A 25458-nucleotide genomic window follows, 5' to 3' on the forward strand; every position below is an offset into this window, starting at 1 on the left:
GATGACCGCCCGCCGCACCAAAATCTATTTCGATGGCGGGTGCCGCCCCAATCCCGGCGTGATGGAGATTGCCGTGGTCGTCGGCGGGGTCGCCGAAATCGACCGCGATGCCGGGACGGGCAGCAGCATGGACGCCGAGTGGCTGGCGCTGATCGCGGCGCTGCGGCTGGCGCAGGCACGTGGCATGAAGGACTTCTTGCTGCTCGGCGATGCGGCGGCGGTGGTGGCGCAGGCGAATGGCGCGGTCGCGGCGCGCGGCGGAGCGGCGGCGCATCTGGCGGCCTTTCGCGCGCTGGTCGGCGACGGCCCGCCGCCGCGGGTCCGCCATATCAAGCGCACCCAGAATCTGGCCGGAATTGCCCTGACGCGCCGCTGACGGCAATAAAATTGCCGCTTCGGTCGTAAATATATACTAGCCCATGGTAGGGGGCGCCGGTATCGCGATGCAAAATAACGAAAGACTGGTGCGTTGAAGCCGACCCATCCTTTGCCCGTTCACCATAGTTGGCCGCTGTACGAGCGCGAACGTTATTTCGAGCTGGGGCAGCTGCACGGCCCCGACACGCTGGATGCGGTTGCCGATATGGCTGACCTAGCCGCGCGCCGGAGCGCGGCACCGGGGCAGCCGGGCTGGTGGGAGTGCGACCTTACCGACAACAACCGGCTGCGCTGGTCGGGTGAAGTCTATGATATTTTCGGGTTGCCGCGCGGCGCCGCGGTGACGCGCGCCGAAACCGTCGCGCTGTATGAAGACGGATCGCGCGCGGCGATGGAAAAGCTGCGCGCCTATGCGATCCGGCACCGCCGGGGCTTTACCCTCGACGTCGAAATCAAACCGGTGACCGCGCCGTCGCGGTGGATGCGCCTGATCGCGGCGCCGCTGTGCGTCGACGACCGGATCGTCAAATTACAGGGGCTGAAGTTCATCGTGCCGACGTGCGGTTAGGGTTCGGATCGACGGTTCGGCGGTGGCAGGTTCGAGCGACGAGCTGTGGCGCGGCGACGGCGAATGGCGCTTTCGGCTCGACCGACCCTGATAAACCAACGGTCTGCGCCAGCGCCGTTGACGCGATTTAACCATCGTCACAAGCCGAAATCCACGGGTGTTGCGGGCGTGATCGCGCGCGTCCCCGATTCTCCATCCGCATGACCAGGGGCGTTCGGCGCATATGAAATTCTTTAATCGGTTCGGTTCGGCCGCGCATGACATGGCCATCGATCTGGGGACCGTGAACACCGTCGTTTATGTGCGTGACAAGGGTATCGTCTTGAATGAGCCATCGGTCGTCGCGCTGGAAACGCGCGACGGGGTGCGGCGCGTGAAGGTCGTCGGCAATGAAGCGAAGCTGATGATGGGCAAAACGCCGAGCAACATCCAGGCGATCCGCCCGTTGCGCGACGGCGTGATCGCCGACATCGACGTCGCCGAACAGATGATAAAGCATTTCATCGACAAGGCGCTGGGCGGGCCAAGCCGCCTGCGCCAACGGAGCAATGTCGTGATCTGCGTCCCGTCGGGATCGACGATGGTCGAACGCCGCGCGATTCGCGACGCCGCATCGAATGCGGGCGCGGTTTCGGTGCAGCTGATCGAGGAATCGCTGGCCGCCGCGATCGGCGCCGGACTGGACGTTACCGCGCCGCTGGGCGCGATGGTCGTCGACATCGGCGGCGGCACGACCGAGGTCGCGATCCTGTCGCTGGGCGGCATCGCGTACAGCAATTCGGTGCGCGTCGGCGGCGACAAGATGGACGACATGATCTCCTCCTACATCCGCCGCAAACATAATCTGATGATCGGCGAAATGACCGCCGAGCGGGTGAAACTGGCGATCGGCTGTGCGGTGGCGCCCGAGGGCGAGGGCATGACCATCGCGGTCAAGGGCCGCGACCTGGTCAACGGTCGCCCGGCGGAGGTGCAGGTGACCGAGGCCGAGATCGCCGAAGCCCTGGCCGAACCGGTCGGCCAGATCGTCGCCGCGGTGCGCGCCGCGCTGGAACAGACGCCGCCCGAATTGTCCGCCGACATCATCGATGAAGGCATCACCCTGACCGGCGGCGGCGCGTTGCTGCGCCGGATGGACGTCGCGATCGCCGAGGCGACGGGATTGTCGGTGCGGGTGGCGGAGAATGCGCTGATCTGCGTGGCGATGGGCGCGGGGTTGGCGTTCGAGGATCGGTCGTACCATGGAGTGCTGATCGCGGCTTGAGGCGCGGTTGGGTGAACGCGCGGGCCGCGTGATGGTCCAAAGTTCAGTAAAGGTCAGCCTTATGCGCGCCGCGATTTGGGTTTGCGCTCGGGACGTGCCCGGCGCGCGTCGCCTTGGCTGCCCGCAAGCGACCGGTTGATCCACCACATGAAAGAGCCGGATGAAGGCTGGCACAGTCGGATAATGTAGGAAAGGCCCAATTGAGGGCGATGTCGGCTTTGGGGTGGGGAGCGGATATTCCTCACGCTCGTCATTCCCGCGAAAGCGGGAACCCAGAGTGGGATCAGCGACGCACGCCCTGGGTTCCCGCTTTCGCGGGAATGACGAAGTGAAAAAACGGCGAACGTTCGCAACTGGTCGCTAGCGGATCGTCCATCTTCAGGCGTAGGCGTCGATCGTCGCAAGATGTTTTGCCTTGGTGGCGTCGTCCAAAAACGACCCGTTGAAGCTGTTACGGGCGAGCGTGACCAAGTCGGCGCGCGACAAGTCGAGCGCGTCGGCGACCGCAAGATAGTTTGCGTTGACATAGCCGCCGAAATAGCTGGGATCGTCGCTGTTCACCGTCGCGCGCAATCCGGCGTCCAGCATCGTTTTCAGCGGGTGATCGGCGATGTCGTTTACGACGCAGAGTTTGAGGTTCGACAGCGGGCAGACGGTCAGCGTGATGCCCTCGGCGGCGAGGCGCCGAACCAGTGCGGGGTCTTCGAGGCTACGGTTGCCATGGTCGATGCGATCGACGTTCAGCAGGTCGAGCGCCTCGTGCACATATTCGGGCGGACCTTCTTCGCCGGCGTGGGCGACGATTTTGAGGCCAAGGCCACGCGCGCGGGCGAAGACGCGGGCGAATTTCGACGGCGGGTGGCCGACTTCGGAGCTGTCGAGGCCGACGCCGTCGATGCGATCGAGGAAGGGCAGGGCTTCGTCGAGCGTGGCTTCGGCATCGGCTTCGTCGAGATGGCGGAGGAAACACATGATGAGTTTCGACGTCATGCCATGGCGTTCGCGGGCATCGTCCAGCGCGCGGGTGATGCCGGTGATGGCAGTGCCGAACGCGACGCCGCGTGCGGTGTGCCCCTGCGGGTCGAAGAAGATTTCGACGTGACGCACCGCATCGGCGTGGGCGCGGGCCAGATAGGCGGCCGTGAGGTCGAAAAAATCCTGTTCGGTGATCAGGACGCCCATCCCCTGATAATAGATGTCGAGGAAATCCTGGAGGTTCGAAAACGCATAGGCCGCGCGCACTTCTTCGACGCTGGCGAAGGGAATCGCGACATTATTGCGCTGCGCGAGGGCGAACATCAGTTCGGGTTCGAGCGAGCCCTCGATATGGAGGTGCAATTCGGCCTTGGGCAGCGCGGCGATGAAGGCGGCGCGATCGCCGGCCGAGGTGAAACCATCATGCATCGCGGTTGCCGTCCTCGCGCAGGATGATCGCCGCCTCGGGCTTGTGTTGGCGGATCTCCTCGATCGTCAGTCCGTCGATCTCGTGCGGAAAGATCAGCCACTGGTCGGTTTCGTGGACGAAAAAATCGGGGCGCAGGTCGGTGACGTTGCGCCCGGGTTTGAACCACACGGTCGCGATGCGGATGTCGCGCGGCAAATTGTGGCGGCAGCGTGCTTTCAGTTCGGCGATGAAGGCGCGGATGCTGCGTCCGCTGTCGAACACATCGTCGATGATCAGCAGCCGGTCGTCGGGGTCGAGCGTGTCGATCAGATAGCCCAGCGCGAACACCTTTACCTCGGGATCCTGGCGGTCGATGCCGTGGTAGGAGGAGGTGCGGATCGCAATATGGTCGCAATGCTGGCCGTGATAATCGAGCAATTCCTGCACCGCGATCCCGACCGGCGCGCCGCCGCGCCAGATGCCGACGAGGTGGGTGGGTTTGAACCCGCTGTCGATCACCTGCATCCCCAGCCGCAGCGAATCGGCGAGGAGGTCGTTGGCGCTGATAAAGATTTTGTCGGTGGTCATGGGGGAGGCGTAATCGGGTGGGGGTGGGATCGCAAGGTGGGCTGAACTCGATCTCGGGCAATGCATAGACGCAAATTCCGGCTTTCGCGGTGCTGCTGATCGGATCATAAGCAAGGTCATGCTGACCTTCATCCTCACGCTCGCTGCTGCGGCGCAAACCGCGCCGACTGTCGTTCCCCCGCCGCCGCGCCCGGTCGTCCAGCCGATGATGGCGCCGCCGCCGCCGCCGCCGGCTTTGCCGGTCCCCGTGCCAGTCCCGGTGCCGGTCGATGCGCCCGATACGCGCCCCTATGTCGCACTGGTCACCGACCTGGGCACCATCGTGGTGCGGGTCGAAAACAAGCGGGCACCGGTGACCAGCGCCAATTTCCTGCGCTATGTCGACACCAAGCGGATGGACGGATTCAAATTCTATCGTTCGACCAAAAGCTGGGGGCCGGCGAACCAGCTGATCCAGGCCGGTAATCGCGGCGACGCGCGCAAGAATTTTCCGCCGATCGCGCACGAGCCGACCAAGACCAGCGGGTTGACCAATTGCAAAGGCGCGCTGTCGATGGCGCGGCTGAACCCCGGTGACGCGACGACCGATTTTTTCCTGCTGTTGTCGGAGATCAAGGGCTTCGACAGCGACGCGCCGGGCAGCGACGGGGTGGGCTTTGCGGTGTTCGGCGAAATCGTCACCGGCGCCGATGTCGCCGATCGCATCTTTAACGCTCCGATCTCGCCGACGGCGGGCGATGGGGTGATGAAGGGCCAGATGCTGGAGCCGCAAGTGACGATCAAGACCGCTCGCCGCGTTCCGGCGGTGGCGGGAGCGCCAAAGGGGTGCGTGGTGAAGGCGCCGTAAACTGATTGTCTCTCTGCCCGTCACCCCCGCGAAGGCGGGGGTCCCGCTCAAAGCACCCAAGCCATGAGGAAGGGCGGTTGGGTTTGTATCATGGCCGACCGTTACCGTGGGGCGATGTACATTGGTGTGACGGCCTATCTGGCAGCGAGAATTGTGCAGCATCGAACCGGTGAGGGGGCGGACTTCTGCAAGCGGTATGGCCTATTCCGTCTTGTCTATGCCGAGCATCACGATGACATTGTTGCTGCCATCGCTCGCGAAAAGGCGATGAAAAAGTGGAACCGCGATTGGAAAATCCGGTTGATCGAAGATCAGAATCCCGATTGGCTGGATCTGTTCGATATGCTCAACGCCTGACAAGCGGGACCCCCGCCTTCGCGGGGTGACGTAGAGGCTGGAAGTTGGACGCGGAACCCCATCATTTATTTTGCGTTCATCGGCGCTGTGGCTATACCGCGCGCATGACTCACCGCACCCCTTCGCGCGCCGCCGTGCGCCTGCTCGCTGCCGCTCTTGTTGTGACCCCTTTGTTGGCGGCCTGTGCCGGTGCCGGGGTGAAGAAGGACACGCGCTATGTCGCGCGCGACGTCAACACGCTGTATCGCGCCGCGCAGGACCGGCTCGACCGCGGCCAGTACGGCATCGCGGCGGCTTTGTTCGATGAGGTCGAGCGCCAGCATCCCTATTCGCCCTGGGCGCGCCGGGCGCAGCTGATGAGCAGCTTCAGCTATTATATGGACCGCGAATATACCCCGGCGATCGAGGCGGCGCAGCGGTTCCTGGCGATCCATCCGGGCAACAAGGACGCGCCCTACGCCTATTATCTGATCGGCCTGTCCTATTATGAGCAGATCAGCGACGTCACCCGCGACCAAAAGATTACCCAGCAGGCGTCGAACGCGCTGGGCGAGGTGATCCGCCGCTATCCCGACAGCCGTTATGCCGCCGACGCGCGGCTCAAGATCGACCTGGTGCAGGACCATCTGGCGGGCAAGGAAATGGAAATCGGCCGCTTTTACCAGCGCAGCTCGAACTGGCTGGCGGCATCGATCCGCTTTCGCGAAGTCGTCGACAAATATCAGACCACCAGCCACGCGCCCGAGGCGCTGTACCGTCTGACCGAATCCTATCTGGCGCTGGGCGTCCCGGCCGAGGCGAAAAAATCGGCGGCGGTGCTGGGCGCCAACTATCCGGGCAATGAATGGTATGAGCGCGCCTACAAGCTGATGCAGAAGAACGCGCCGTCGGCTTGAACGTCAACCGTCGCGCCCGCGAAGGCGGGGGCCGTTGTCGGTTTACTCGACGATGCCGGATTGGGCCTCTAGCGGCCCCCGCCTTCGCGGGGGCGACGTGCTACTCCCGAATAGATTCGTGCTTTGTTCTGCGGTAAGGACGGCTCGTGCTAACCGCTTTGTCCATCGCCAATATCGTTCTGATCGAACGGCTCGACCTCGATTTCGCGGCCGGGCTGGGGGTGCTGACGGGCGAGACCGGGGCGGGCAAGTCGATCCTGCTCGATGCTTTGGGCCTGGCGCTTGGCGCGCGCGCCGACAGCGCACTGGTGCGGCAGGGCAGCGGACAGGCGCAGGTGACCGCGAGTTTTCTTGCCCCCGTCGCGGGGACGGCGCTCGCCGCGTTGCTCGCCGGTAACGAAATCGCCCTCGAACCCGGCGAGCCGTTGCTCGTCCGCCGGACGCTCAAGGCCGATGGCGGCAGCCGTGCATTTCTGAATGACCAGCCTTGTTCGGCGGCGCTGCTGCGTGAGGTTGGCGGGCATCTGGTCGAAATCCACGGCCAGCATGATGATCGCGGGCTGCTGGCGCCCGCGGGACATCGCGCCCTGCTCGACGCCTTTGCGCGCGCCGACACCGGGGCGGTGGCGGCAGCGCATATCGCGTGGCGCGGCGCCGAGGCGAAGCTGGCGGCAGCGAAAAGCGCGCTCGACGAGGCGACGCGTGACCGCGAATGGCTGGCACATTGCGTCGCCGAATTGCAGGCGCTCAGCCCGCAACCGGGCGAGGATGCCGAACTGTCCGAAGCGCGCGCGGCAATGCAGAAGGGCGAAAAGATCGCCGGCGATCTGGGGGCGATCCTGGAGGCGTTCGAAGGCAGCGACAGCGGCCCGGCGCTGCTGCGCGGTGCGGCGCGGCGGCTCGACCGGCTGGCAGGCGATCACCCGCTGCTTGCCGAGGCGCTGGCCGGGCTCGACCGCGCGATCATCGAGGCCGACGAGGCCGAAACGCGGCTGCGCGAGGCGGCGCGCGCGATGGAGTATGATCCGGAGCGGCTGGACGCGACCGAAACCCGGCTTTTCGAACTGCGCGCGATGGCGCGCAAACATGGGTGTCAGCCGGACGAATTGACCGAGCTGACCGGAACGCTGGCGGCGCGGCTCGACGCGATCGAGGGCGGCAGCGCCGGACTGGCCAAGCTGGAGGCGGCGGTCGCCGAAACCGCCGCCGCTTATACCCATGCCGCGAGCGCGCTGTCCGACGTGCGCGCCAAGGCGGCGGTGCGGCTTGACGCGGCGGTCGCGGGCGAACTGGTGCCGTTGAAGCTCGACGCGGCGCGGTTCCAGACGCTGGTCGAGCGCCTGCCCGCCGAGCGGTGGGGCCCGGAGGGTATGGACCGCGTCGAATTTCTGATCTCGACCAACCCCGGCGCACCGTTTGCGCCGCTGGCCAAGATCGCATCGGGCGGCGAATTGTCGCGCTTCATCCTCGCGCTGAAGGTTGCGCTGGCCGAAGAGGGCGGGGCCGACACGATCATCTTCGACGAAATCGACCGCGGCGTCGGCGGCGCGGTGGCGAGCGCGATCGGCGACCGGTTGGCAAGATTGGCCGGACGGGGCAAACAATTGCTGGCGGTGACCCACAGCCCGCAGGTCGCGGCCAAGGGCGCGGCGCATTTCGTCATCGCCAAGTCGAGCGAGGGGGTGGTCACCCGCACCAGTGTGCATGCGCTCGACGAAGCGGGTCGCCGCGAAGAAATCGCGCGGATGTTGTCGGGCGCCGAGGTGACCGCCGAGGCGCGGGCGCAGGCGGAAAGACTGCTCGAGGTGGCCGGGTGATGGCGGCGCATCCGCTCGACCGGCCGATCTGGAATATGCTCACCGGACGCCAGGCGCATCTGGCCGAGGGCGATGCGCGGGCGCTGCGGATCGACCGGGGTTATGGCGTGTTCGGGGTGGCTGCGGATACTGGTGTCGAGGCGCAGGCAGCGCTCGCGGCGCTGATCCCCGACGGCGAGGAATTGTGGATTGTCGAGGGCGATCCCTGGCCGGTCCCGACAGGCGCGCGCGAAGTGAAGCGCGCCGTGCTGACCCAGATGGTGGCGGACGGTCCGCCGCCGGCGCCGCGCGTGGATGAGCCAGCGATCGTGGCGCTGGGTGAAGCCGACGCACCCGACATGGCAGCGCTTGCCGACCACGCCAAGCCCGGTCCATGGGGGCCGCAGACGCATCTCTACGGGACTTTTTACGGCATTCGCGATCAGGACGGTCGCCTGTTGGCGATGGGCGGACAGCGTATGTTGATGCCCGGGATGGCCGAGGTCAGCGGGGTGTCGACCTGGGCCGATTGCCGCGGGCGCGGCTATGCACGGACGCTGATCGGCCATGTCATGCGCGGCATGATGGCGCGTGGCGAGCAGCCGTTTCTGCACAGCTATGCCGACAATGCGGGGGCGATCGCGCTGTATGAATCGCTGGGCTTTCGCATCCGGCGCAAGGTGCATGTGCTGGTGATTGCGAAAGATTGACATGACCGACCCGACCGCCCTCTCCGAAGCCGAGGCCGCCAATGAATTGATGCGGCTGGCGAAGGCGATCGCGCGTCACAACCGGTTGTATCATGCCGACGACAGTCCGGAGATAAGCGACGCGGATTATGACGCGCTGGTGCGGCGCAACAATGCGCTGGAGGAGGCTTTTCCGCATCTGGTCCGCGCCGACAGTCCGAACCGCCAAGTCGGCGCCGCGGTCGAGGCATCGCCGCTGGCGAAGGTTGCGCATTCCCAGCGGATGATGAGCCTGGACAATGCGTTTGCTGACGACGACGTTGCCGAGTTTGTCGCGCGGGTGCGGCGGTTCCTGAACCTGGCCGAGGACGCCGCGGTCGTGCTGACCGCCGAGGACAAGATCGACGGCCTGTCCTGTTCGCTGCGCTATGAACGCGGCGTGCTGGTGCAAGCAGCGACGCGCGGCGACGGCAGCGTCGGCGAAGATGTGACGCCCAACGTGCGGACGATCGCGGACATCCCGGAAACGCTCGCGGGTGACGTGCCCGACATCTTCGAGATCCGCGGCGAAATCTATATGGCCAAGGCAGATTTTGCTGCGCTGAATGCTGCGCAGCAAAAGGCCGACGCAAAGGTCTTTGCCAACCCGCGCAACGCCGCGGCGGGGTCGCTGCGCCAGAAGGACGCGAGCATCACCGCGGCGCGGCCGCTGCGCTTTCTGGCGCATGGCTGGGGCGAGGTCAGCGACGTTCCTGTGGCGACGCAATATGACATGATGCGCCTGATCGAAAGTTGGGGAGTGCCGGTCTCGCCGCTGCTCGGCCGCTTCGACAGCGTGGCTGACGTGCTGGCGCATTACCGCAATATCGAGGCACGGCGCGCCGAGCTGCCCTATGACATCGACGGCGTCGTCTATAAAGTCGACCGGCTCGACTGGCAGACGCGGCTGGGGTTCGTCGCCAAGGCGCCGCGCTGGGCGATCGCGCATAAATTCCCTGCCGAACGGGCGCAGACGACGCTGGAGGCGATCGACATCCAGGTCGGTCGCACCGGCAAGCTGACCCCGGTCGGGCGGTTAACCCCGGTGACCGTCGGCGGAGTCGTGGTGTCGAATGTGACGCTGCACAACCGCGACGAGATCGGGCGGCTGGGCGTGCGCCCCGGCGACCGGGTGGTCGTGCAGCGCGCGGGCGATGTGATCCCGCAGGTGGTCGAGAATCTGACCCGCGATGAGGCAAGCGCCGCCTATGTGTTTCCCGACCATTGCCCGGTGTGCGGCAGCGAGGCCGTCGCCGAGGAGGGCGAGGTCGATGTCCGCTGCACCGGCGGGCTGATCTGCGCCGCGCAGAAGTTCGAGCGCCTCCGCCATTTTGTGAGCCGCGGCGCGCTCGACATCGAGGGGCTGGGCGAAAAGAGCATCGCCGAATTTCTGGAGCTTGGCTGGCTCGACAAAGGTCCGGCGGATATTTTCCGGCTGCACCGGCACCGCGACGAATTGCTGGGGCGCGAGGGGTGGAAGGAAAAGTCGGTCGACAATCTGTTTGCGGCGATCGAGGCAAAACGGCAGCCTGACGCGGCGCGGCTGTTGTTCGGGCTGGGCATCCGCCATATCGGCGCGGTGACCGCGCGCGACTTGCTGAAGGGTATCGGCGACATCACGTTGCTGCCCGCCAAAGCGGCCGAGATCAACGCTTATGTCGAAGCAAATCCGCGCGTCGAGGGCGAGTCCGACGGCAAATATGCGGCGCGCAAGATGGAGGCGATCAAGGCGATCCTGGACGTCCGCGCCGACGGCATCGGTCCGGCGGTCGCCGAGGCGCTCGGCGATTTTTTCCACGAACCGCATAACCGCGACCTGTGGGACGACCTGCTGTCCGAGGTGTCGCCGCCGCCGTTCGTGGTCGAAACGCGCGCGAGCGAGGTGTCGGGGATGACGGTAGTGTTCACCGGCAAGCTGGAGACGATGAGCCGCGACGAAGCGAAGGCGCAGGCGGAGGCGCTGGGCGCCAAGGCAGCGGGATCGGTGAGCGCGAAGACCGATCTGGTAGTCGCCGGGCCGGGCGCGGGGTCGAAGCTGAAGCAGGCGTCGGCGCTGGGGATACGCGTGATCGATGAGGTTGAGTGGGCGGCGATTGTCGCGGCGGCGGGCCCTCGGACAACCTTACCCTGACCCGCTACAAGGTTAACGGCCCAATGATGCGTAAGTGGGCGTCATGATCGGGCTGTATTAGTGTCGTGGGATGTGGAAAAGCTGCTCTTCTAATTCGCTTCCACGCAACGGTCGAGGTTGCTCGCGGAGAAACCGCATCCTGTCTCAGAACGAACTGGCCTCGCGCAGTAGCAGCCGCCCGGGGATTTGGTTGGACGCGTGTAGGATACAGAACACTCCGCCCATGCCGTCAATTCCCCCGACGGGACTTGCCCAGCGGCAGGAGATGCCGATCTTTACGGCGGTCAAATTTGGTGTTGCGCGTAACTTCCGCGGATCGACCATGTCAAAGCTGTTTTTCCTGCAACGATCGGTCACCGAGACAGCCCGCCCGCGCCGACGATGACCGACAACAAATGACTTGTCAGCGCCGACGCGCCCTTACCGTAGGCGATTTCACCCCAATCATCCCAACGGTGCACCCGCTCGGCGAGCCAAGCGAAGAGGTCATCACGCGATTTTGCATCGGCGAAGGACTGCGACCACGCGATATTGCGCGTCGGCATCCGCGCGCCAACCTTAAGTCCGGTCAACGTCACCAGGTATCGACGTCCCAAATCTTCGCGCGCGAACAGATGGCGACGAAACCCAACCTGCTGCTCAAAGGCGACCAGCGCCCGCTCTCGTGCCTCGGCGTCCAGTTCCTTGCTCGCACTTACCGCAGCGACAACCGCCGACATTGGCAAGCGCTCGAATTCCGGCTCGCGCGTGGCCTGCAGCATCATGAGGACCGACTTGCCCAATAAGGTCAGTCCTCCGTCGAAAAAATTCCTCTCGTTCGATTTCCCGATCATTCCGATGCTGGCGAGCCAGCACTGATAGAAACGCCAGAACATCATGTCCCCGCGAAAGATGTCGTGCTGACGCTCTTCGCCGCACCACATCGATTTTATCGCGGTCATCACCCTCAGCATCAGTTCGTGCTGTTCGGGCGCGAAGTGGACCGATGGGAAGCCAAGCTCGCCTACCCAGAATGCGTCCCTGACGCTCGCCCAATTTCGCCCGGATGCATCCTCGTAGCCGCGCGGATTGGCTCGAAGCCACCAGCCCCAAGGGAGTTCGCCGACGTGACGCTCAAAGTCAGCCACGGCGAGCCCCGCGACCAGGATCGAGGCCGAGCGGCGGCGGCGCGCCATCGCGCGCGGGCGCCGCGCCTCCTTCAGCGATCGCTCGCAGCTGAGCCGCGAGGGCAATTGTTTCCCTGACAACATAGGCGTCGTCACGATATATCCGGGCAAGCTCCGACGACTTCGATCCGGAGGAATTCGGCCGATCGTTCGGAATAAGATCGTAGGCATGATCGCAACTGAAGCCGAACCACCACGCATGCGAATCTTCGACCCGGTGGTCGGTTGCGTGTTCTACCGGATGGTAGACCGCCGGTCGTAATGTCACGTGGCAGATGCGGCGCGCCTCGACGGCTATTCGACGCGTTGGACTTGGCCCTTCCTCGCACAGTCGTGAATAGGTCAAACCGCCATGCACATCGATCCCGATGTCCGGCGGAACTGCGTTGGCATCCCAGCCCCAGAGAGGGTGATCCTGGGGAATGCCGACATATCCGCAGAGAAAGCCATCGTCCGTGTTACGCAACATGATGCAGTCATAGCCACTCACCTCGTCGCGCCAGCTGACCTTGTCCGCCTCTCCGAGCCACGCGCCCTTGCCACCAGGCCGCGCGGCCTGATCGTAGAATATTTCTTCTGCGGGAACGACGCATTCGCGGGTTGCATAGGCGCGGCCGGTGACGAGACCGACGCCGCCTTCTCGCGCGACATCGCCTCCAGCGCCGATTAGTTTCGCCAGAGCGAGTTCGGAGTCGACGATTGACAGCAGCGTGTCGTCCGTAGCGGGCACGACCGCAAGCGTGGCAGCCTTTCGTTTGACGGGCGCCTTATGCCTGCCGGTCGGGACGAGCGCGGTGGACTTGGTGGACTTTTTTTCCATGCCTTTTCTCCAGTCTAATAAGGGGTATCGCTGCACATAGTTCTGGGCCGAGCATCATGGCGATCGCTTCGATGACGCTGTCGGCGCGTAGCGCTCCCGCCACGTCAGCCGCTCGATGATCGGTCCAAGAGCTCGGGGATTGGCCTCCATCGAGTAGACATGACTGGCGAGCCACCATTCCTCCTCGGCGCGACGGGCGTCGGGCACTTCTCGCCACCAGCATTTCGGATTGCTCGCAGCGTCCCAGCGGTAACCCCGCAGTCGCAGCAAGTCCTTCACCTCGAAGGAGGCGCCGACCGCGCGGAATCGCCAGCTGGGCGCGCGGGCGGTGGTCAGCATCTGCGCGAGCGCAGTCGTGCCATCAGGCATATTCTGTCGTAGAATTTGAATCACCGCGTCGACATCGTCCACGGCGCGGTGCGCACCGTGGAAGTATCCGCTCTGCGCAAGAAGCCACCCCAACGACCGGCCGTCGAAACCATTGGCGCGCCAGTCGATGTCGTTGCAGCTGCAGCACCAGGCGAGCCCCGCAGCCTCCGGTAGCCGGCTCTCAATATGCCGACGGTCGAAAGCAGCATTATGCGCGCAGACGAACGTAGCTGATTTGAGAAGCCGCATTGCCGCCGTCTCGTCGATGGCCTTGCCGGCTACGTCGGCGTCGGTAATGCCGGTCAGGCGCACGATGTCCTCTGGCAGATCGCTTCCCGGATCCTCTAGCCACGAATATGGCCGGTCAATCTTGACGATCACGCCAGATGGATCGACGCGGAAGCGACGCAAGGCGAGTTCGATGATTGCGTCGTCGTCACCGATACCAGTCGTCTCGCAGTCGACAGCGACGCCGATAAAAGTATCGACGCGGCCGCCAACGCCAGTCTCGCCCTCGCGGACATCGAGCCGGCGCAGCAGGCGCACATCATCGTCGCCGTCCGGCACGCACAGCGCAGCCGGATCAGGAATCTCGTCCTTCATTGTGTCTCCGATGCTTGAAAGAACTTCGCCCGAGCCAAATGCGCCGGTGTTCGAGTCCGGGTCCGTGCCCGGGCCCGAGAGCGAGCGCGGTCCACGATATTGTCAGGCCCGAAAGTGCTTCTCGATGCCAACGGCCAAGTCGGCGGCAAGCGGCGACATAGGCTCGGCGTCGATCATCATATTCTAAGATCAGACGTCGATGCGCTGCTCGATGGTCACGGCGAAATCATGGTGCAATGGATGATCTGCTTCAGGCGCTACACGGCGGATAAGTTCCGCGACAGGCTCTTGGACCAACGCCATCGCCACTGGTGTTGATTGATGAAAACCCTCACGAATGTCGGCGACATCAGCGGCGGAGTGCCCGAAGCGTTCACACAAACGGGCCGAGATCTCGGACGGCTCATGCGCGATGGAGGCATGGAATGCCTGAAGCATCAGTTTTCGGTTAGAATAGATGATGGTCGCCGTGAACAATCGGGGCGCTGCCAAAGGAAGACTGCCGGAGAGGTGATCCCTTTTTCCCGCCTTCCGTTTGGACGACATATGTTGCCGTGATCGCCGGCGCTTGTCCTCATCATCCTCCGATAGAAGAGTATCGACCGCTGTGGGCGCAAGATCGAGCCCCAAGGACAGTCCGTGGACGAGAATGCTTCGCAGGCAGTGCTCGCGCTCGAGGCAAGCATCGATCGCCGCGCGACCGTTGAACAGCCGTCGCGGAGCGAGCATCCATGACATAGGGTCATACTCAATACCCTCGCGCTGAAACCTGCTTCCGGTCTCGACTGCAACCAAAGCAACGCGTGTGATTGCGCGCCGCGTGGTGATGATGGCGGCGTCGTCGTGAAGGCAGTCTTCCGCGAGAGGATCGAGCACGATCGGATCCGCCTTGATCGACGCAGCGCTGCCGGGAATGCTTTTGGGGGCAATGGTCATCAGGTCCATTGAACGTCTCCTGGTCGCCAAAGTGGCAATTTTGCAAGTGCAGAGGCGGGGCGACACCGCCGGCAAATGACCATATGGAAACTTAGATAGATAATTCAATAGTTCGCGAATGATTGAATGTTAATTTCTGTTAACCGAGATCTCTGGAGACTGCAGTTCATGGGAATGCGGGAGGGCGCGCCGCAAAACGATTGTCCGATGGCGAACAATCCTAGTCGCCGATCGCGTCCTGTTTCTCGGTTGTCCTCGACGTCTGTAACTACGGCAACCATTTCTCAAGATTGTTGATGCATCCCATATAGGCACCAACGGGAGAGAGCTTGAGCATGCCGTCTGAATTCCTCGCTGAACAAGCTAAAAAATTCTCCCGCCTTCACAGTCTCGACGAAGAAGGGCGGGTCAAAGATCGTCAAGAAGGCGCGGCGATCTTCTTGCGGCTCAACGATCGCGAGCGTTTGGATCTTATCGCTTCAATGATCGAAGCTTGGGCATGCTATCTGCCCTTGAACAGGCCGATGATCAGTGGAGCGTTGCGCCATGCTTGGGACAGCGAGCCTTACATAAATGGCGGCCGGCTTGGATCATATGTCAGTGCTGTTGCACATTGTCCTGGCGGAGAAGAATGGACGATGCAGGATTTCGTGGAAGACTGGGGTCCGGATCTCATGACGGCGGACGAACATGATCAGCTCAACGCGATGGAATTCCCCCTAACAGTATACCGCGGCGGCGCGGGCGACTTCGACGAGCTCGCGGACGGCGTAAGCTGGACCTTAAATTTCGAAATCGCTTCATTCTATGCAACCACGTGGCCAAAATCATGGGGAAATTTGGGTCAGCCATTGATCTTGTCGATGACAATTGAATCGGAAGATGTCGCTGCATTTCTGAACGATCGGAAAGAAGAAGAATTGCTAATCCCCGACGTAGGTCGCATGCGAGAGTCCATACGGATCGTGGACCAAGAACAGACGTCTGCCGCAACTGCGTGATTGCGGCTTTTCGTCTGAGCTTCGGCTGACTTTGAAGCCTCTGGCGGCTTGTTAAAGCATCGATGCGCTCGCGCGTCTCCCGATCGGTCGGAAGCACATGAAACGCTGTCTGTGGAGTTCCTTTTCGCCCGAGGAAGCAGCGCGAGTAAACGGCATATTTGATCTTCAGGTTGGGACGCGGTGTAAGCGCTGTTTCCGGGCCACCTTGCGTCGTGGGGTGATCGCGTCAGATGATGGGCTGTATGGATGACGACAGCCTTGCGAGCGCACTGGACACCTACACTGGAGTGGCTCGGGAGCCTGTTTGTCGACCGGAGTTGCTCGGTGCGATGGCCGGTCGCCGCCGGATCTGGACACTGGAGCAGAAGCTGGCGATTGTCGCCGAGCTGGAGCATTGCGACAACATAGCCGCATTTGCGCGCCGCCACGACATTCGGACATCCTTGCTTTATACCTGGCGGCGGGAGCTTCGCTATGCACGGGCTGCGCGTCAGGCCAGCGATGGCGGTAGTGAGCGTCAGGCGATGTTTGTTCCTGTCGTAGCTGACCGCCCCCAGCCGATGTCGCACGATGGGGCGATCGAAGTTGAGGTTGGCGGTGCTGTGGTCCGGATTGGACGAACGGCTAGCACGGACCTGGCGACGGCCGTGCTCCAGGCTCTGCGGGTGTCGCCTTGATCGGGCTCGGTCCAGGCACGCGCGTGATGGTGGCAACGCGGCCCGTGGATTTCCGCAAGGGGCCCGATGCCCTGTCAGCATTGGTCAGTGCCGAGTATGGCGGCGATCCCTATTCCGGCGTGATCTATGTCTTCCGCGCCAAGCGTGCCGACCGGATCAAGCTGGTCTGGTGGGACGGAACGGGCCTGTGCCTGATGGCCAAGCGGCTGGAGTCCGGCGGGTTCAAGTGGCCGGGCATACAAGACGGCGTGATGCGGCTCACGGCCGCGCAACTTGGCGCTTTGCTCGAGGGTTTGGACTGGCGCCGGGTGCATGGCGGACGCCGCCCGATAGCACCGCAGATTGCCGGTTGACGCGGCTTTCATCTGCTGATTCACTGTTTCCATGCTCATGGAAGCGGACCTGCCTGAAGACGTTGACGCGCTGCGCGCGCTCGTTCTCGAACAGGCCCGCGAGCTCGATGCGCTCAAGGGTTTCAAGGTTGAGGTTGAACGCCTGAAGGCGATTATCGACGCCTTGCAGCGTCACCGTTTTGGCCGTCGTTCCGAACAGCTAGACCCCGATCAGCTCCAGCTTGCGCTTGAGGAAGTCGAGACGGCAATGGCTGAGGCGGAGCACGCCAGGGACAAGGCGAGCCGGACGCCCGCCGATCGCCCGCGCAGGACCAACCGCGGTTCACTGCCGGCGCACCTCGAGCGGGTCGAACAGATCGTCGATGTCGAGAGCAAGGCTTGCCCTTGTTGCGGCGGCGCGCTTCACCAGATCGGCGAGGATGTGGCCGAGCGCCTCGACGTAGTTCCGACCACCTTCCGCGTCTTGGTCACCCGGCGACCGCGTTATGGCTGCCGTTCGTGCGAGAGCGCGATCGTGCAGACCCCCGCGCCGGCACGGATCATCGAGGGCGGTATTCCCACCGAGGCGCTGATCGCGCATGTTCTGGTATCCAAGTATGCCGATCACTTGCCACTTTACCGGCAGGCCCAGATCTACGCCCGGCAGGGCATCGAGCTCGACCGATCGACGCTCGCCGATTGGGTTGGGCGAGCCGCCTGGTATCTGCGTCCCTTGCGTGACCACATTCTCGGCGCGCTGCGAGGATCCGAGCGATTGTTTGCCGACGAGACAACCGCCCCGGTCCTCGATCCGGGGCGCGGACGGACGAAGACAGGGCAGCTGTGGGCCTATGCTCGCGATGATCGGCCATGGGGCAGCTCCGATCCGCCGATCGTGGCCTATGTCTATGCGCCAGATCGCAAGGCAGAGCGCCCTCATTCCCATCTTGGCGATTTTGCGGGCATCCTGCAGGTCGATGGCTATGGCGGTTACACCGCGCTCGCCCGGCGGCGCCAGCAGGTCCGGCTCGCTTTCTGCTGGGCGCATGTGCGCCGCAAGTTCTATGAGCTCGCCGACAGCTCGCCGGTCGCGACTGAAGTGCTACGCCGGATCGCCTTGCTCTACCGTGTCGAGGATGAGGTCCGTGGTTCAACCGCCGAGCAGCGCTGTGCCGCTCGGGCCGAACGCAGCCGCGTCATCGTCGAGGAGCTTCACCAATATCTTGCCGCGCGCGGCCGCCAGGTCAGCGCCAAGAGCAAGCTCGGCGAGGCGATCCGTTACGCGCTCACCCGCTGGGATGGACTGTCCCGGTTCATCGACGACGGCCGCATCGACCTCGACTCCAACACCGTCGAACGCAGCATCAGGCCACTCGCACTGAACCGGAAGAACGCTCTGTTCGCCGGATCCGACGAGGGCGGCGACAACTGGGCGGTGATCGCCACGCTCATCGAAAACTGCAAGATCAGCGGCATTAACCCGCACGACTGGCTGACCCAGACGCTCAGCAAACTGGCAAATGGTCACCCTGCAAACAACGTCGGAAATCTCATGCCCTGGACCGACGTGGGCTGAGAACACCGCTTACGACGCGGTGACGCGCCCGACCGTCGCTTCGACGTCGGACCGATCGGCGGGTCAGGGGCTTGGCGTCCACTTAGCGCGTGATAAAAATACTACTCCTGCGACTTTTTTTGTAATAAAGTGGCGGGGATAATGGTGACACATCGGAGTGACGACGATGGAGCCGAATTTAGAGGATGTTTGGGAACAGGCGCTTGCTGCGGAACGGCGCTATGGGGACGATGCTATCGAGATGATCACCGTGCGTATGATCGAATGCCTGAAGCTCAGAGATTATATTGAAGCAGGATTTTGGTCAGCAGTTGCAAATCGTTTGGGCGATCTGCACGCAATCAAAACCAAAATTTGCCCGATTTCGTTTTCAGGGGACCATATTGCGCCTGTGGGCATGGATAGTGACACCCCCTCCGTCAGTGTAAACAAAATCGGCGTTTAGGTTTTTGAAAATGCTGCTTCGCCTTGTTATGGCCGACGTGGTGGAAACACCCATGTATGGCGCATTGGTGTCGGCGCCGTGCTACCAAAGAGGAGAATATAGCTCAGTTGAATAACGCATATTCAAGGTGCCAGCCCTAGACCTCGACGGACGCACCGAAACCAACAAGCCGAGGCATCCGGAAAGGCAAGCCACGGAATAGTCAGTCGGTTTAGCAGAATATATAGTTTGCTCATTCTGCGATCATCCGAGTTGGCAGCCTCGGTCAACTGACCCTCGGAAAGCGACTCAGCTTTCCCAGCTCCGTCGTTGGGTCCGCGGAAGACACGATGCAAAGCCTTCGTTAACTAACTTGGCCTACGCAGTGAATTGCGTCGAAACTGGGGACGGCTCTCGACCAAGCGTTTCCAAATTCGGCCGCAGGGGTTCCCACTGGGTGGGGCCAGCCGGGAACCCCGATCTGTGTGTCAAATTGCAATGCCATTGATCGACGGTGGTGGTTGCTATGGTATGCACGGTTCGGACCCCACTCAGAAAAGCTGTCCATGTGAAGCAGCGCTTTGATGGCAATAGATATTGCAGACGTGAGGCTAAGGTTGAGCCGTTAATCGGCAGCTATGCCGACGGTTTTACGCTGCAATTCCTGAGGGAATTGAATAGGCGTTCCGGCCACCCCTTTCGGCAATATCGAGCTGTTCGTCCGCTCGCCGCAAAATTTGGCCAACGGTTTCCGCGCGGCTTCCGATCGCAACGCCTGTGCTGACGGTCAGCGGAATTAAAGTTCCTTGATAGCCGCACGGCGATCGTTCGACCGAGCGGAAGCAGATTCTGCCAGACTGCGGGTTTCCGCCAAGCTTGTCCAGTTAGCGAGGATCGCGAACTCCTCCCCACCCAGCCGGGCAATTATTACGCCGTCCGGACTGAGTTCCGTTAATATTTGCGCGACGTGTTTGATCGCTTCATCGCCCGCATCATGACCCAGACTATCGTTCACTTTCTTGAAGTGGTCGATGTCGGCTAGCAAGAGAATGACCGGCCGAGCGAGACTTATATCACTTTGCTGGTCCAGCAATCTCGAAGCAGCGAGTTGGAATGCTCGGCGGTTCAATAAGCCTGTCATTTCATCGTGTTCGGCCAGCCACTCAACCTTGCAGTGCAACTTATAATATCGGTAATTCATCATTCCCACCCAGAACGAGATCGGCGGCGAGATGAGTAAGGGGATTAGCACTGCCGCGTGGATTGACCGACGGTAGCCGTGAGGCGGCAGGTCAGCGCTAATCCACGACACGATAGCAACGGACGCCGTTATTGCGACCAGAAGGATAAACGCACCTCTGACCACGAGAGTTAAAATCATTCTGTTGCGGTGCATATGCATCGCTATCACGCTCCCACGCGGGCGCCTTCGTTGCTCCAGTCTATGACCGACTAGCTTAAAAAGACGGAAAAGTGACCCGCTAAATATTTCCGCGCTCACCCGATGCCTTCGCTACCGCAATCGAGCCAATTACTGAATTAAACGTCGCAGGTCGTTAGCCGCCGGATTAGGTTGCCGAGTTGCAGTATGGAGGTGCGAGCGATGTTGTGGAAGGCCGCCGGTGCAGTGATGATTGCATTCATATTATCTATGTGCAGTTTGCAAATCCATCCCAGCACGAGTGAGTATGGTGAGTATGGCAATGTCGGTTCGCCCACTGAAAATTGGCGGAAGCGCTTGGTGGCGGGCTGGCCGGCTCCGTTCGTTGCAGATGTCCCGTCGATTTCTGTGCCCCGGCAGATCGGCCCGGAGGACGAATTCCGCTTCGGAGCATTTTTAGGGACCTTCAGTTTCTGGCTTTTGGTAACCCTGTTTTTCGGCTCTATTGTCCGCTTTTTTGGCCGCCGTTAGTAGTAATAGTGTAATTGGACAGGCGACTTCGATTCTTTTCGAGCTCTTCGCTATCTACAGCGCCTGAGCTGGCGCTTCCATTCGATGATGCCAGGCATCGGTAACCGCTGCGTGTGATCTACGGTCAACTCGGGCGTCGCGCGTCCGCATTGGTTTAGCGAGATAGCACCCCAGTCGACGCAAGCGTTTACGCACCTCGGTTGATCCGTCATCCAGTAATCCGTCTCCCGCGCCAAAAGGCAGACGAGCCACCCGAGCGGATGTGTCAGGGGCGAGCTGCTATGGCAGGTAAGGCACAGATTCAGGCTAACAGCGAAACTCAGGTCGGTCACACTTCCGGCGCAAGCGTCACTTTTTCAGAGCATCGGACCTGTCATTCCTCCAGCGGTAAGCGCAGTTGGCGAGACATGCCGCGATCCCACGCCACAAACGGGTTGCAATAGAAACTCTATATATGTAGATAATCAATATGGCTCGGCGCATCAACATTTCGCGGCAGACTCTGACGGTCTTGTCGGCTTTCCTCGAAACACCCCAGGGATGGCGGTATGGGTATGATTTAATCAAAGAAACCGGCCTCAAGTCCGGCACGCTTTATCCGTTGCTCATGCGTCTTCACGATCAAGGGTTGTTAGATTCAGAGTGGCATCCTTCGCCTCAACAAGGTCGACCGGCTCGCCATGCATACCGCTTGTCCCATGCTGGAATTGCTTTGGCGAAGCAGGCACGTTCGTCTGAAACGCCGCCGTTGCAATCCGCAGTCGAGGCGTTCGCATGACCTCTGGTTTGACCCGCATTGCACGTGCTGCTCTTCGAGTGGCAGTTGCGCTTTCACCTCCCGAGCGGCTTGAGTGGTCGAAAGCCATGCAGTCTGAAATGCATCACGCGTCGGGCGGCAATGCGCTGCCCTTTGCTTTAGGGTGCTTATGGGCGATGGCAAAGGCGCGGGCTACGACGCAAACGGCAATCGTCAACGCCTCTCGCTGGACGCTGGTTCTCTGTGCCGTAGCATGGAGTGTTCTCCATATCCGTCTTGCCGGACGGCTTTCGACCGTTGGTGCGACGGCACCATCGATGCTCGCCTACTTTGCGGCAGCGGCAATTGCGGTAGGTGCGTTTTTTACTGCGGTGAGAGGACTGCGCGCCGCAGTATTGCTGGCTATCCCAGTGATTATCTTGTCTAGCTTTGTCGCTATAGGCATCGATCAGATGCTGCCTCCCCAGGCATTTGCCCGCTTCTACAGAGCGATTGCCATAGAGTATGTCGTCATTCTCTCGACGGCTATGCTGATTGCGATCGGCGTCCCGGCTTGGGTGAAGCAACAAAAGAGGTCCACGATATGACGCGACGTCGAATTACGATCGCCTTGGCGGTCGTTGCTGGTCTGCTGGGGATCGTGCATCTTGCTTTAGCCACATTGATCTTTGGCATATGGACCACCGACGTCTTATGGTTCGTCGGCACCGGAGTCGCCATTGTGATTGCAGCAGCGGCAAACCTGATTGCCGTGAACGCTCCGGATCGCGCCGGTCGGTCAATCTTGGTGATCATAAACGCGATGATGGCTGGATTCTTCGCAGCAGCTTGGTCGGTCCTGCCCGGACCACAGGTGATTGTCGGAGGAATATTGTTTGCTGGGCTTGCAGTGTGCGCATGGACGACGGAACGCGGGCACAGGCCATCTTAGCCCACGGGCAAACGGCGCATTCTCGTGCTATAAGATCGAAATAGTCCGCAACGTCAAAGAACGCCCTGCGACCGGTATCTAAGATCAAGACTCATCGATCAGGGTCAGAAGATGACAGTAGCGGCGAAGGCTACGGCGGAAAAAAAAGGCCTTCGGGCACCGATCGTAGCGCCTGGCGACGCGCTGGGCGCCTATGGACGATGTCGCCAAGGCCTTCCATCATGCAGATAAAGATGTCTTGTCGCTTCACTACTTGCAGCGATCGAAAAGCGTTTTTGCCGAGCCATATTCTCTCGGCGATTCCGACCACCTCAGCTAATTGCGATTGACGAAGATGATGCCGCTCGAAACCCGCCGATCATCGACCCGCTCCCGACCTTGGCTCTTCGCAAACTACGGCTGAAGACGCGCCGTCTGTTCGTCCGTCAACCAATACAAATTACGCATCATTCAGGCTCCTCGTTGTGAAGCTGAATCACAGCGCCTGCTGAAATCAATGGTCCGGAGCCCAGGTATCGGCATGTTAGGAGTTGGTAAAAAGGCGCATCAGAGCCGAGCAGGCGTAAGCTCTATAGCAATGGGAACCGCGAGCGGATGCCACCCATGATGGGCCAGAACAGCGTTGCTTTCGATGGCCCGCCGTCCTCTGTCGCGATCGAGAGACCAGGTGATGTGGAAAATACTGCCGTCAGGCCGGCTGCAATTCCCAGCTATCGAGACCACGAGTGCTTCAAGCCCGTCACCGTCATCGGCATGGCCGATGACGGCGGCTTCCGATTTGGGGGGCACGGGATCGCTCAACGAAGCCTGCGTATCAAACGTGATATGATCGGCAACAAGATCACGCCAGCGTGGCGGAAAGATATCGACCAGAAACTCCCGACTAGCGCGATCAAGCTTCCACCCTGTAACCGCCATGGTCCAGAACCTCAAACGCGTATCGTCGCCAGCTGCGCTGGCGGCAGCCCGGTGCTTTCGGCCTGCGCTTTCAACTCTTCCTTGCGTGCCAACATAGCCTGACCGAGCGCTTCAAGATCGACGTCCGCGGCGCGCGCCTGCTGGAACATATTGTCTTGCTGCTTTTCTTCTTCCTTGACGTGATGCTTGATCTCTTCCGATAACACGGTGACCTTGGCGTCAAAGAACTCGTCTTCGGGACCCGATGCTTCGATGTCGTTGATCAACACCTTGGCGCTGTCATGCTCGACCCAGGCTTCCTTCAGCAAATCCTCGTCGATCTTACCCTTCAAAGCGGGATAGAAAACTTCTTCTTCAATCTGCGCATGGATTTTGAGTTCAGTGCAGATTTGCTTGGCGAGCTTCGCCTTGCGGTCGTTGCTTGTTGCCTTCTCGAACTCTTCGAAGAGGCCTTCGACGGTGCGATGGTCGGCAGCGAGAATGTGGGTCGCATCCAAATCGACGGATTTCATTGCAGTCTCCTGTTTTCAAACTCCCGTAAGTGCCATTCGAACGATTCGACAATGCGAAGGTTGCGCGATCTTCTGCCTGCAGGCTGAAAATCGCGTGCATTGATAGCGCCTAAGTTTCAGTCGAAAGGAGGAAGTGCTGCACCACGCCGATAATGATCCCTGTTACGATTTGATGGCATATTCGCTTTGTATAGCTAATTCATCATCACAAACGATTACTCCAATCACGCAAATTGACGATAACCACTTGGCATGGGCCCATATTAATCCCTACAAGTCCTGTGTGAACTTGGAGGAAGCAAAACCATGCCGATCGAAGGGAAGGTCTGGGAAAAAATGGTCAAGAACATATTGCGCGCAGAGATGATGCGCAGAGGCGTGTCCTATGCTGGTCTCGCCGAGCGGCTCCAAAAGCAGGGCGTCGAGGACAATGAGCTCAATCTGCGTAACAAGGTCAGCCGGGGTCGTTTCACTGCCGTCTTCTTCATGCAGTGCATGCAAGCGCTCGGCGTCGATCTTCTTCAGATCCCCCAAGCAACCGAGGAGGCGGCCCGAAGAGGTGGAGCCCAGAAACTTGCTAGAGGTCGGCCGGCTACAGATTCCTGATCCCTGATCGAGTATAAGTATAAAACTCTAATCAAACGCAGAAAGGATTGAGAAATGAAAATCGTCGAACAGATTCAAAACCTGCGTGATGAACTATCGGCCATGAGACCCCTCCCGCCTTCGCTTTTGGCGACCTTGCGTGAGCCGATCGACCTTGAACTGACCTACAGCTCGAACGCAATCGAGGGGAATACGCTGACGCTGCGTGAGACAGCTGAGGTCATTGCACATGGCATTACGATCGGCGGCAAGCCATTGGGAGATCACCTGGAAGCCATAGATCATCATCATGCTCTCGCGTGGATGTATGAAATGGCCAAACAGGATCATACGCTGACCGCCTTCGAGGTGCGTCAGTTGCACCAACTCGTTCTGCAACGAAGCAAGCCAGATCTCGCCGGACAGTATGCCGTGGCGCAGCGAGGAATCACAGGATCACCCGTCGTCTTTCCACAGCCATCTGAGGTGCCACACCTTATGGAAGACTTCGCGGGCTGGCTTAAAGATGCGCCTCTCAATCCTGAAAACGCTTTCGAGGCACATTATAAGCTGGTTACCATCCATCCATTCCAGGACGGCAACGGCAGGACCTCACGTCTGGTCATGAACCTTCAACTGGTGCGCGGAGGGTATTGCCCGGTCGCGGTAAGGCCAAATCATCGAATGGAGTATGTGAACTCACTGGAGGATGCACAGCTCAACGGGAACAAGACTCGTTTTCAAACTTTCATGCACCAGAGACTGCTCGAAACCATGGAGGGCTATCTGGGCATCATTCGCGAAGCGACGACCAACCTCGCAAAACGGGAAATCGAATCAAAGCCTGAGGACGATCGACGAAAACCCACCGCAGCACAGATCGCGAGGATGCGCGCAGACCGGGGCATCACCTAAGGTCCGCCGACCGAAAGACGGAGCAACCCACCCCGGCGATCGCTCGCAAACGCGAGAACTCTGCGCGCGACCGTTGGAATTTTGACC

The 25458-nt window shown here is 61.2% G+C and carries 29 protein-coding genes and 1 pseudogene; 20 read left to right on the forward strand and 10 right to left on the reverse strand.

Going from position 1 to position 25458, the window contains the following annotated elements; all coding sequences use genetic code 11:
* Position 1 precedes the first annotated feature (1 nt).
* The 3 genes from J2X44_RS04885 (at position 2) to J2X44_RS04895 (ending at position 2210) form a co-directional block, all read left to right on the forward strand.
* On the forward strand, positions 2 to 376 hold the full coding sequence (locus J2X44_RS04885) for a reverse transcriptase-like protein (protein ID WP_310088279.1): 375 nt from the start codon (positions 2 to 4) through the stop codon (positions 374 to 376).
* Between the two features lie 93 nt (positions 377 to 469).
* Entirely contained in the window at positions 470 to 946 is a 477-nt protein-coding gene (locus J2X44_RS04890) for a hypothetical protein (protein WP_310088280.1), read from the forward strand.
* Positions 947 to 1169: 223 nt separating this feature from the next.
* A complete protein-coding gene (locus J2X44_RS04895; protein WP_310088281.1) occupies positions 1170 to 2210 on the forward strand; it encodes a rod shape-determining protein in 1041 nt (346 codons plus the stop codon).
* A gap of 378 nt (positions 2211 to 2588) precedes the next feature.
* On the opposite strand, the gene J2X44_RS04900 is transcribed toward J2X44_RS04895, so the two are convergent.
* Together J2X44_RS04900 and J2X44_RS04905 are read right to left on the reverse strand one after the other, a co-directional pair.
* Complete coding sequence (locus tag J2X44_RS04900) at positions 2589 to 3614, reverse strand: adenosine deaminase (RefSeq protein WP_310088282.1); 1026 nt, start codon at positions 3612 to 3614, stop codon at positions 2589 to 2591.
* A complete protein-coding gene (locus J2X44_RS04905; RefSeq protein ID WP_310088283.1) occupies positions 3607 to 4182 on the reverse strand; it encodes a phosphoribosyltransferase family protein in 576 nt (191 codons plus the stop codon). Before J2X44_RS04905 ends, J2X44_RS04900 begins: the two co-directional genes overlap by 8 nt.
* Positions 4183 to 4300: 118 nt before the next feature.
* Here J2X44_RS04905 and J2X44_RS04910 point away from each other — a divergent pair, with 118 nt between their 5' ends.
* The 6 genes from J2X44_RS04910 to ligA all read left to right on the forward strand — a co-directional run bounded on the left by J2X44_RS04910 (position 4301) and on the right by ligA (position 10937).
* On the forward strand, positions 4301 to 5029 hold the full coding sequence (locus J2X44_RS04910) for a peptidylprolyl isomerase (protein WP_310088284.1): 729 nt from the start codon (positions 4301 to 4303) through the stop codon (positions 5027 to 5029).
* Positions 5030 to 5119: 90 nt separating this feature from the next.
* Positions 5120 to 5386 (forward strand): GIY-YIG nuclease family protein, encoded by a 267-nt coding sequence (locus J2X44_RS04915; protein WP_310088285.1) that lies wholly within the window; start codon positions 5120 to 5122, stop codon positions 5384 to 5386.
* 104 nt (positions 5387 to 5490) lie between these two features.
* A complete protein-coding gene (locus J2X44_RS04920; protein WP_310088286.1) occupies positions 5491 to 6282 on the forward strand; it encodes an outer membrane protein assembly factor BamD in 792 nt (263 codons plus the stop codon).
* 146 nt (positions 6283 to 6428) lie between these two features.
* Entirely contained in the window at positions 6429 to 8099 is a 1671-nt protein-coding gene (gene recN / locus J2X44_RS04925; protein WP_310088287.1) for a DNA repair protein RecN, read from the forward strand.
* A complete protein-coding gene (locus J2X44_RS04930; RefSeq protein ID WP_310088288.1) occupies positions 8099 to 8788 on the forward strand; it encodes a GNAT family N-acetyltransferase in 690 nt (229 codons plus the stop codon). Before recN ends, J2X44_RS04930 begins: the two co-directional genes overlap by 1 nt.
* Position 8789: 1 nt before the next feature.
* Complete coding sequence (gene ligA / locus J2X44_RS04935) at positions 8790 to 10937, forward strand: NAD-dependent DNA ligase LigA (protein WP_310088289.1); 2148 nt, start codon at positions 8790 to 8792, stop codon at positions 10935 to 10937.
* A 353-nt stretch (positions 10938 to 11290) separates the two neighbouring features.
* Here ligA and J2X44_RS04940 read toward each other — a convergent pair whose 3' ends face one another.
* The 4 genes from J2X44_RS04940 to J2X44_RS04955 all read right to left on the reverse strand — a co-directional run bounded on the left by J2X44_RS04940 (position 11291) and on the right by J2X44_RS04955 (position 14840).
* Positions 11291 to 12112: a hypothetical protein gene (locus J2X44_RS04940; RefSeq protein ID WP_310088290.1), complete on the reverse strand. Its 822-nt coding sequence runs from the start codon at positions 12110 to 12112 to the stop codon at positions 11291 to 11293.
* Complete coding sequence (locus J2X44_RS04945; RefSeq protein WP_310088291.1) at positions 12057 to 12923, reverse strand: hypothetical protein; 867 nt, start codon at positions 12921 to 12923, stop codon at positions 12057 to 12059. The genes J2X44_RS04940 and J2X44_RS04945 overlap by 56 nt, the downstream gene beginning before the upstream one ends.
* Before the next feature lie 54 nt (positions 12924 to 12977).
* Complete coding sequence (locus J2X44_RS04950) at positions 12978 to 13895, reverse strand: 3'-5' exonuclease (RefSeq protein ID WP_310088292.1); 918 nt, start codon at positions 13893 to 13895, stop codon at positions 12978 to 12980.
* 189 nt (positions 13896 to 14084) lie between these two features.
* A complete protein-coding gene (locus J2X44_RS04955; protein ID WP_310088293.1) occupies positions 14085 to 14840 on the reverse strand; it encodes a hypothetical protein in 756 nt (251 codons plus the stop codon).
* Between the two features lie 326 nt (positions 14841 to 15166).
* Between J2X44_RS04955 and J2X44_RS04960 the strand changes: the two genes are divergently transcribed.
* The 5 genes from J2X44_RS04960 (at position 15167) to J2X44_RS04980 (ending at position 18862) form a co-directional block, all read left to right on the forward strand.
* Positions 15167 to 15832 (forward strand): hypothetical protein, encoded by a 666-nt coding sequence (locus J2X44_RS04960; protein ID WP_232014889.1) that lies wholly within the window; start codon positions 15167 to 15169, stop codon positions 15830 to 15832.
* Positions 15833 to 16074: 242 nt separating this feature from the next.
* On the forward strand, positions 16075 to 16509 hold the full coding sequence (locus J2X44_RS04965) for a transposase (RefSeq protein ID WP_310089486.1): 435 nt from the start codon (positions 16075 to 16077) through the stop codon (positions 16507 to 16509).
* A gap of 26 nt (positions 16510 to 16535) precedes the next feature.
* Positions 16536 to 16862 (forward strand): IS66 family insertion sequence element accessory protein TnpB, encoded by a 327-nt coding sequence (gene tnpB, locus J2X44_RS04970; RefSeq protein ID WP_310089488.1) that lies wholly within the window; start codon positions 16536 to 16538, stop codon positions 16860 to 16862.
* A 31-nt stretch (positions 16863 to 16893) separates the two neighbouring features.
* A complete protein-coding gene (tnpC, locus tag J2X44_RS04975; RefSeq protein ID WP_310089490.1) occupies positions 16894 to 18417 on the forward strand; it encodes an IS66 family transposase in 1524 nt (507 codons plus the stop codon).
* A gap of 166 nt (positions 18418 to 18583) precedes the next feature.
* Complete coding sequence (locus J2X44_RS04980; RefSeq protein WP_310088332.1) at positions 18584 to 18862, forward strand: hypothetical protein; 279 nt, start codon at positions 18584 to 18586, stop codon at positions 18860 to 18862.
* Positions 18863 to 19637: 775 nt separating this feature from the next.
* Here the strand turns inward: J2X44_RS04980 and J2X44_RS04985 are convergent.
* Positions 19638 to 20243: a GGDEF domain-containing protein gene (locus tag J2X44_RS04985; RefSeq protein ID WP_310088333.1), complete on the reverse strand. Its 606-nt coding sequence runs from the start codon at positions 20241 to 20243 to the stop codon at positions 19638 to 19640.
* Between the two features lie 201 nt (positions 20244 to 20444).
* Between J2X44_RS04985 and J2X44_RS04990 the strand changes: the two genes are divergently transcribed.
* The 4 genes from J2X44_RS04990 (at position 20445) to J2X44_RS05005 (ending at position 22441) form a co-directional block, all read left to right on the forward strand.
* A complete protein-coding gene (locus J2X44_RS04990) occupies positions 20445 to 20753 on the forward strand; it encodes a hypothetical protein (RefSeq protein WP_310088334.1) in 309 nt (102 codons plus the stop codon).
* Positions 20754 to 21222: 469 nt separating this feature from the next.
* A complete protein-coding gene (locus tag J2X44_RS04995) occupies positions 21223 to 21531 on the forward strand; it encodes a PadR family transcriptional regulator (RefSeq protein ID WP_310088335.1) in 309 nt (102 codons plus the stop codon).
* Positions 21528 to 22097 carry a hypothetical protein gene (locus J2X44_RS05000; protein WP_310088336.1) on the forward strand — a complete coding sequence of 190 codons (570 nt, stop codon included), beginning with the start codon at positions 21528 to 21530 and terminating at the stop codon, positions 22095 to 22097. The genes J2X44_RS04995 and J2X44_RS05000 overlap by 4 nt, the downstream gene beginning before the upstream one ends.
* Positions 22064 to 22441 carry a hypothetical protein gene (locus J2X44_RS05005; protein ID WP_310088337.1) on the forward strand — a complete coding sequence of 126 codons (378 nt, stop codon included), beginning with the start codon at positions 22064 to 22066 and terminating at the stop codon, positions 22439 to 22441. The genes J2X44_RS05000 and J2X44_RS05005 overlap by 34 nt, the downstream gene beginning before the upstream one ends.
* A 252-nt stretch (positions 22442 to 22693) precedes the next feature.
* On the opposite strand, the pseudogene J2X44_RS05010 reads toward J2X44_RS05005, so the two are convergent.
* From J2X44_RS05010 to J2X44_RS05020, 3 genes and pseudogenes are all read right to left on the reverse strand, one after another.
* A pseudogene (locus J2X44_RS05010) lies at positions 22694 to 22888 on the reverse strand (transposase); the annotation flags it as partial.
* Positions 22889 to 22987: 99 nt separating this feature from the next.
* Complete coding sequence (locus tag J2X44_RS05015; RefSeq protein WP_310249206.1) at positions 22988 to 23374, reverse strand: hypothetical protein; 387 nt, start codon at positions 23372 to 23374, stop codon at positions 22988 to 22990.
* Positions 23371 to 23871: a hemerythrin domain-containing protein gene (locus tag J2X44_RS05020; RefSeq protein ID WP_310088339.1), complete on the reverse strand. Its 501-nt coding sequence runs from the start codon at positions 23869 to 23871 to the stop codon at positions 23371 to 23373. Before J2X44_RS05020 ends, J2X44_RS05015 begins: the two co-directional genes overlap by 4 nt.
* 306 nt (positions 23872 to 24177) lie before the next feature.
* On the opposite strand from J2X44_RS05020, the gene J2X44_RS05025 reads away from it, so the two are divergent.
* Entirely contained in the window at positions 24178 to 24477 is a 300-nt protein-coding gene (locus J2X44_RS05025) for a DUF6471 domain-containing protein (RefSeq protein ID WP_310088340.1), read from the forward strand.
* 54 nt (positions 24478 to 24531) lie between these two features.
* Positions 24532 to 25371: a Fic family protein gene (locus J2X44_RS05030; RefSeq protein ID WP_310088341.1), complete on the forward strand. Its 840-nt coding sequence runs from the start codon at positions 24532 to 24534 to the stop codon at positions 25369 to 25371.
* Positions 25372 to 25458 lie beyond the last annotated feature (87 nt).

Source organism: Sphingopyxis sp. BE259, from assembly GCF_031457495.1.
In the GTDB taxonomy this organism is placed as follows: Bacteria; Pseudomonadota; Alphaproteobacteria; order Sphingomonadales; family Sphingomonadaceae; genus Sphingopyxis.

Bases quoted from the DNA above. Each gene is read 5' to 3' on its own strand.
- J2X44_RS04885 (WP_310088279.1), top strand. From the start codon at position 2: ATGACCGCCCGCCGCACCAAAATCTATTTCGATGGCGGGTGCCGCCCC.
- J2X44_RS04895 (WP_310088281.1), top strand. From the start codon at position 1,170: ATGAAATTCTTTAATCGGTTCGGTTCGGCCGCGCATGACATGGCCATC.
- J2X44_RS04900 (WP_310088282.1), bottom strand. From the start codon at position 3,614: ATGCATGATGGTTTCACCTCGGCCGGCGATCGCGCCGCCTTCATCGCC.
- J2X44_RS04905 (WP_310088283.1), bottom strand. From the start codon at position 4,182: ATGACCACCGACAAAATCTTTATCAGCGCCAACGACCTCCTCGCCGAT.
- J2X44_RS04910 (WP_310088284.1), top strand. From the start codon at position 4,301: ATGCTGACCTTCATCCTCACGCTCGCTGCTGCGGCGCAAACCGCGCCG.
- J2X44_RS04915 (WP_310088285.1), top strand. From the start codon at position 5,120: ATGGCCGACCGTTACCGTGGGGCGATGTACATTGGTGTGACGGCCTAT.
- J2X44_RS04920 (WP_310088286.1), top strand. From the start codon at position 5,491: ATGACTCACCGCACCCCTTCGCGCGCCGCCGTGCGCCTGCTCGCTGCC.
- J2X44_RS04930 (WP_310088288.1), top strand. From the start codon at position 8,099: ATGGCGGCGCATCCGCTCGACCGGCCGATCTGGAATATGCTCACCGGA.
- ligA (WP_310088289.1), top strand. From the start codon at position 8,790: ATGACCGACCCGACCGCCCTCTCCGAAGCCGAGGCCGCCAATGAATTG.
- J2X44_RS04940 (WP_310088290.1), bottom strand. From the start codon at position 12,112: ATGGCGCGCCGCCGCCGCTCGGCCTCGATCCTGGTCGCGGGGCTCGCC.
- J2X44_RS04945 (WP_310088291.1), bottom strand. From the start codon at position 12,923: ATGGAAAAAAAGTCCACCAAGTCCACCGCGCTCGTCCCGACCGGCAGG.
- J2X44_RS04950 (WP_310088292.1), bottom strand. From the start codon at position 13,895: ATGAAGGACGAGATTCCTGATCCGGCTGCGCTGTGCGTGCCGGACGGC.
- J2X44_RS04955 (WP_310088293.1), bottom strand. From the start codon at position 14,840: ATGGACCTGATGACCATTGCCCCCAAAAGCATTCCCGGCAGCGCTGCG.
- J2X44_RS04960 (WP_232014889.1), top strand. From the start codon at position 15,167: ATGCCGTCTGAATTCCTCGCTGAACAAGCTAAAAAATTCTCCCGCCTT.
- J2X44_RS04965 (WP_310089486.1), top strand. From the start codon at position 16,075: ATGGATGACGACAGCCTTGCGAGCGCACTGGACACCTACACTGGAGTG.
- tnpB (WP_310089488.1), top strand. From the start codon at position 16,536: ATGGTGGCAACGCGGCCCGTGGATTTCCGCAAGGGGCCCGATGCCCTG.
- tnpC (WP_310089490.1), top strand. From the start codon at position 16,894: ATGCTCATGGAAGCGGACCTGCCTGAAGACGTTGACGCGCTGCGCGCG.
- J2X44_RS04980 (WP_310088332.1), top strand. From the start codon at position 18,584: ATGGAGCCGAATTTAGAGGATGTTTGGGAACAGGCGCTTGCTGCGGAA.
- J2X44_RS04985 (WP_310088333.1), bottom strand. From the start codon at position 20,243: ATGCATATGCACCGCAACAGAATGATTTTAACTCTCGTGGTCAGAGGT.
- J2X44_RS04990 (WP_310088334.1), top strand. From the start codon at position 20,445: ATGTTGTGGAAGGCCGCCGGTGCAGTGATGATTGCATTCATATTATCT.
- J2X44_RS04995 (WP_310088335.1), top strand. From the start codon at position 21,223: ATGGCTCGGCGCATCAACATTTCGCGGCAGACTCTGACGGTCTTGTCG.
- J2X44_RS05000 (WP_310088336.1), top strand. From the start codon at position 21,528: ATGACCTCTGGTTTGACCCGCATTGCACGTGCTGCTCTTCGAGTGGCA.
- J2X44_RS05020 (WP_310088339.1), bottom strand. From the start codon at position 23,871: ATGAAATCCGTCGATTTGGATGCGACCCACATTCTCGCTGCCGACCAT.
- J2X44_RS05025 (WP_310088340.1), top strand. From the start codon at position 24,178: ATGCCGATCGAAGGGAAGGTCTGGGAAAAAATGGTCAAGAACATATTG.
- J2X44_RS05030 (WP_310088341.1), top strand. From the start codon at position 24,532: ATGAAAATCGTCGAACAGATTCAAAACCTGCGTGATGAACTATCGGCC.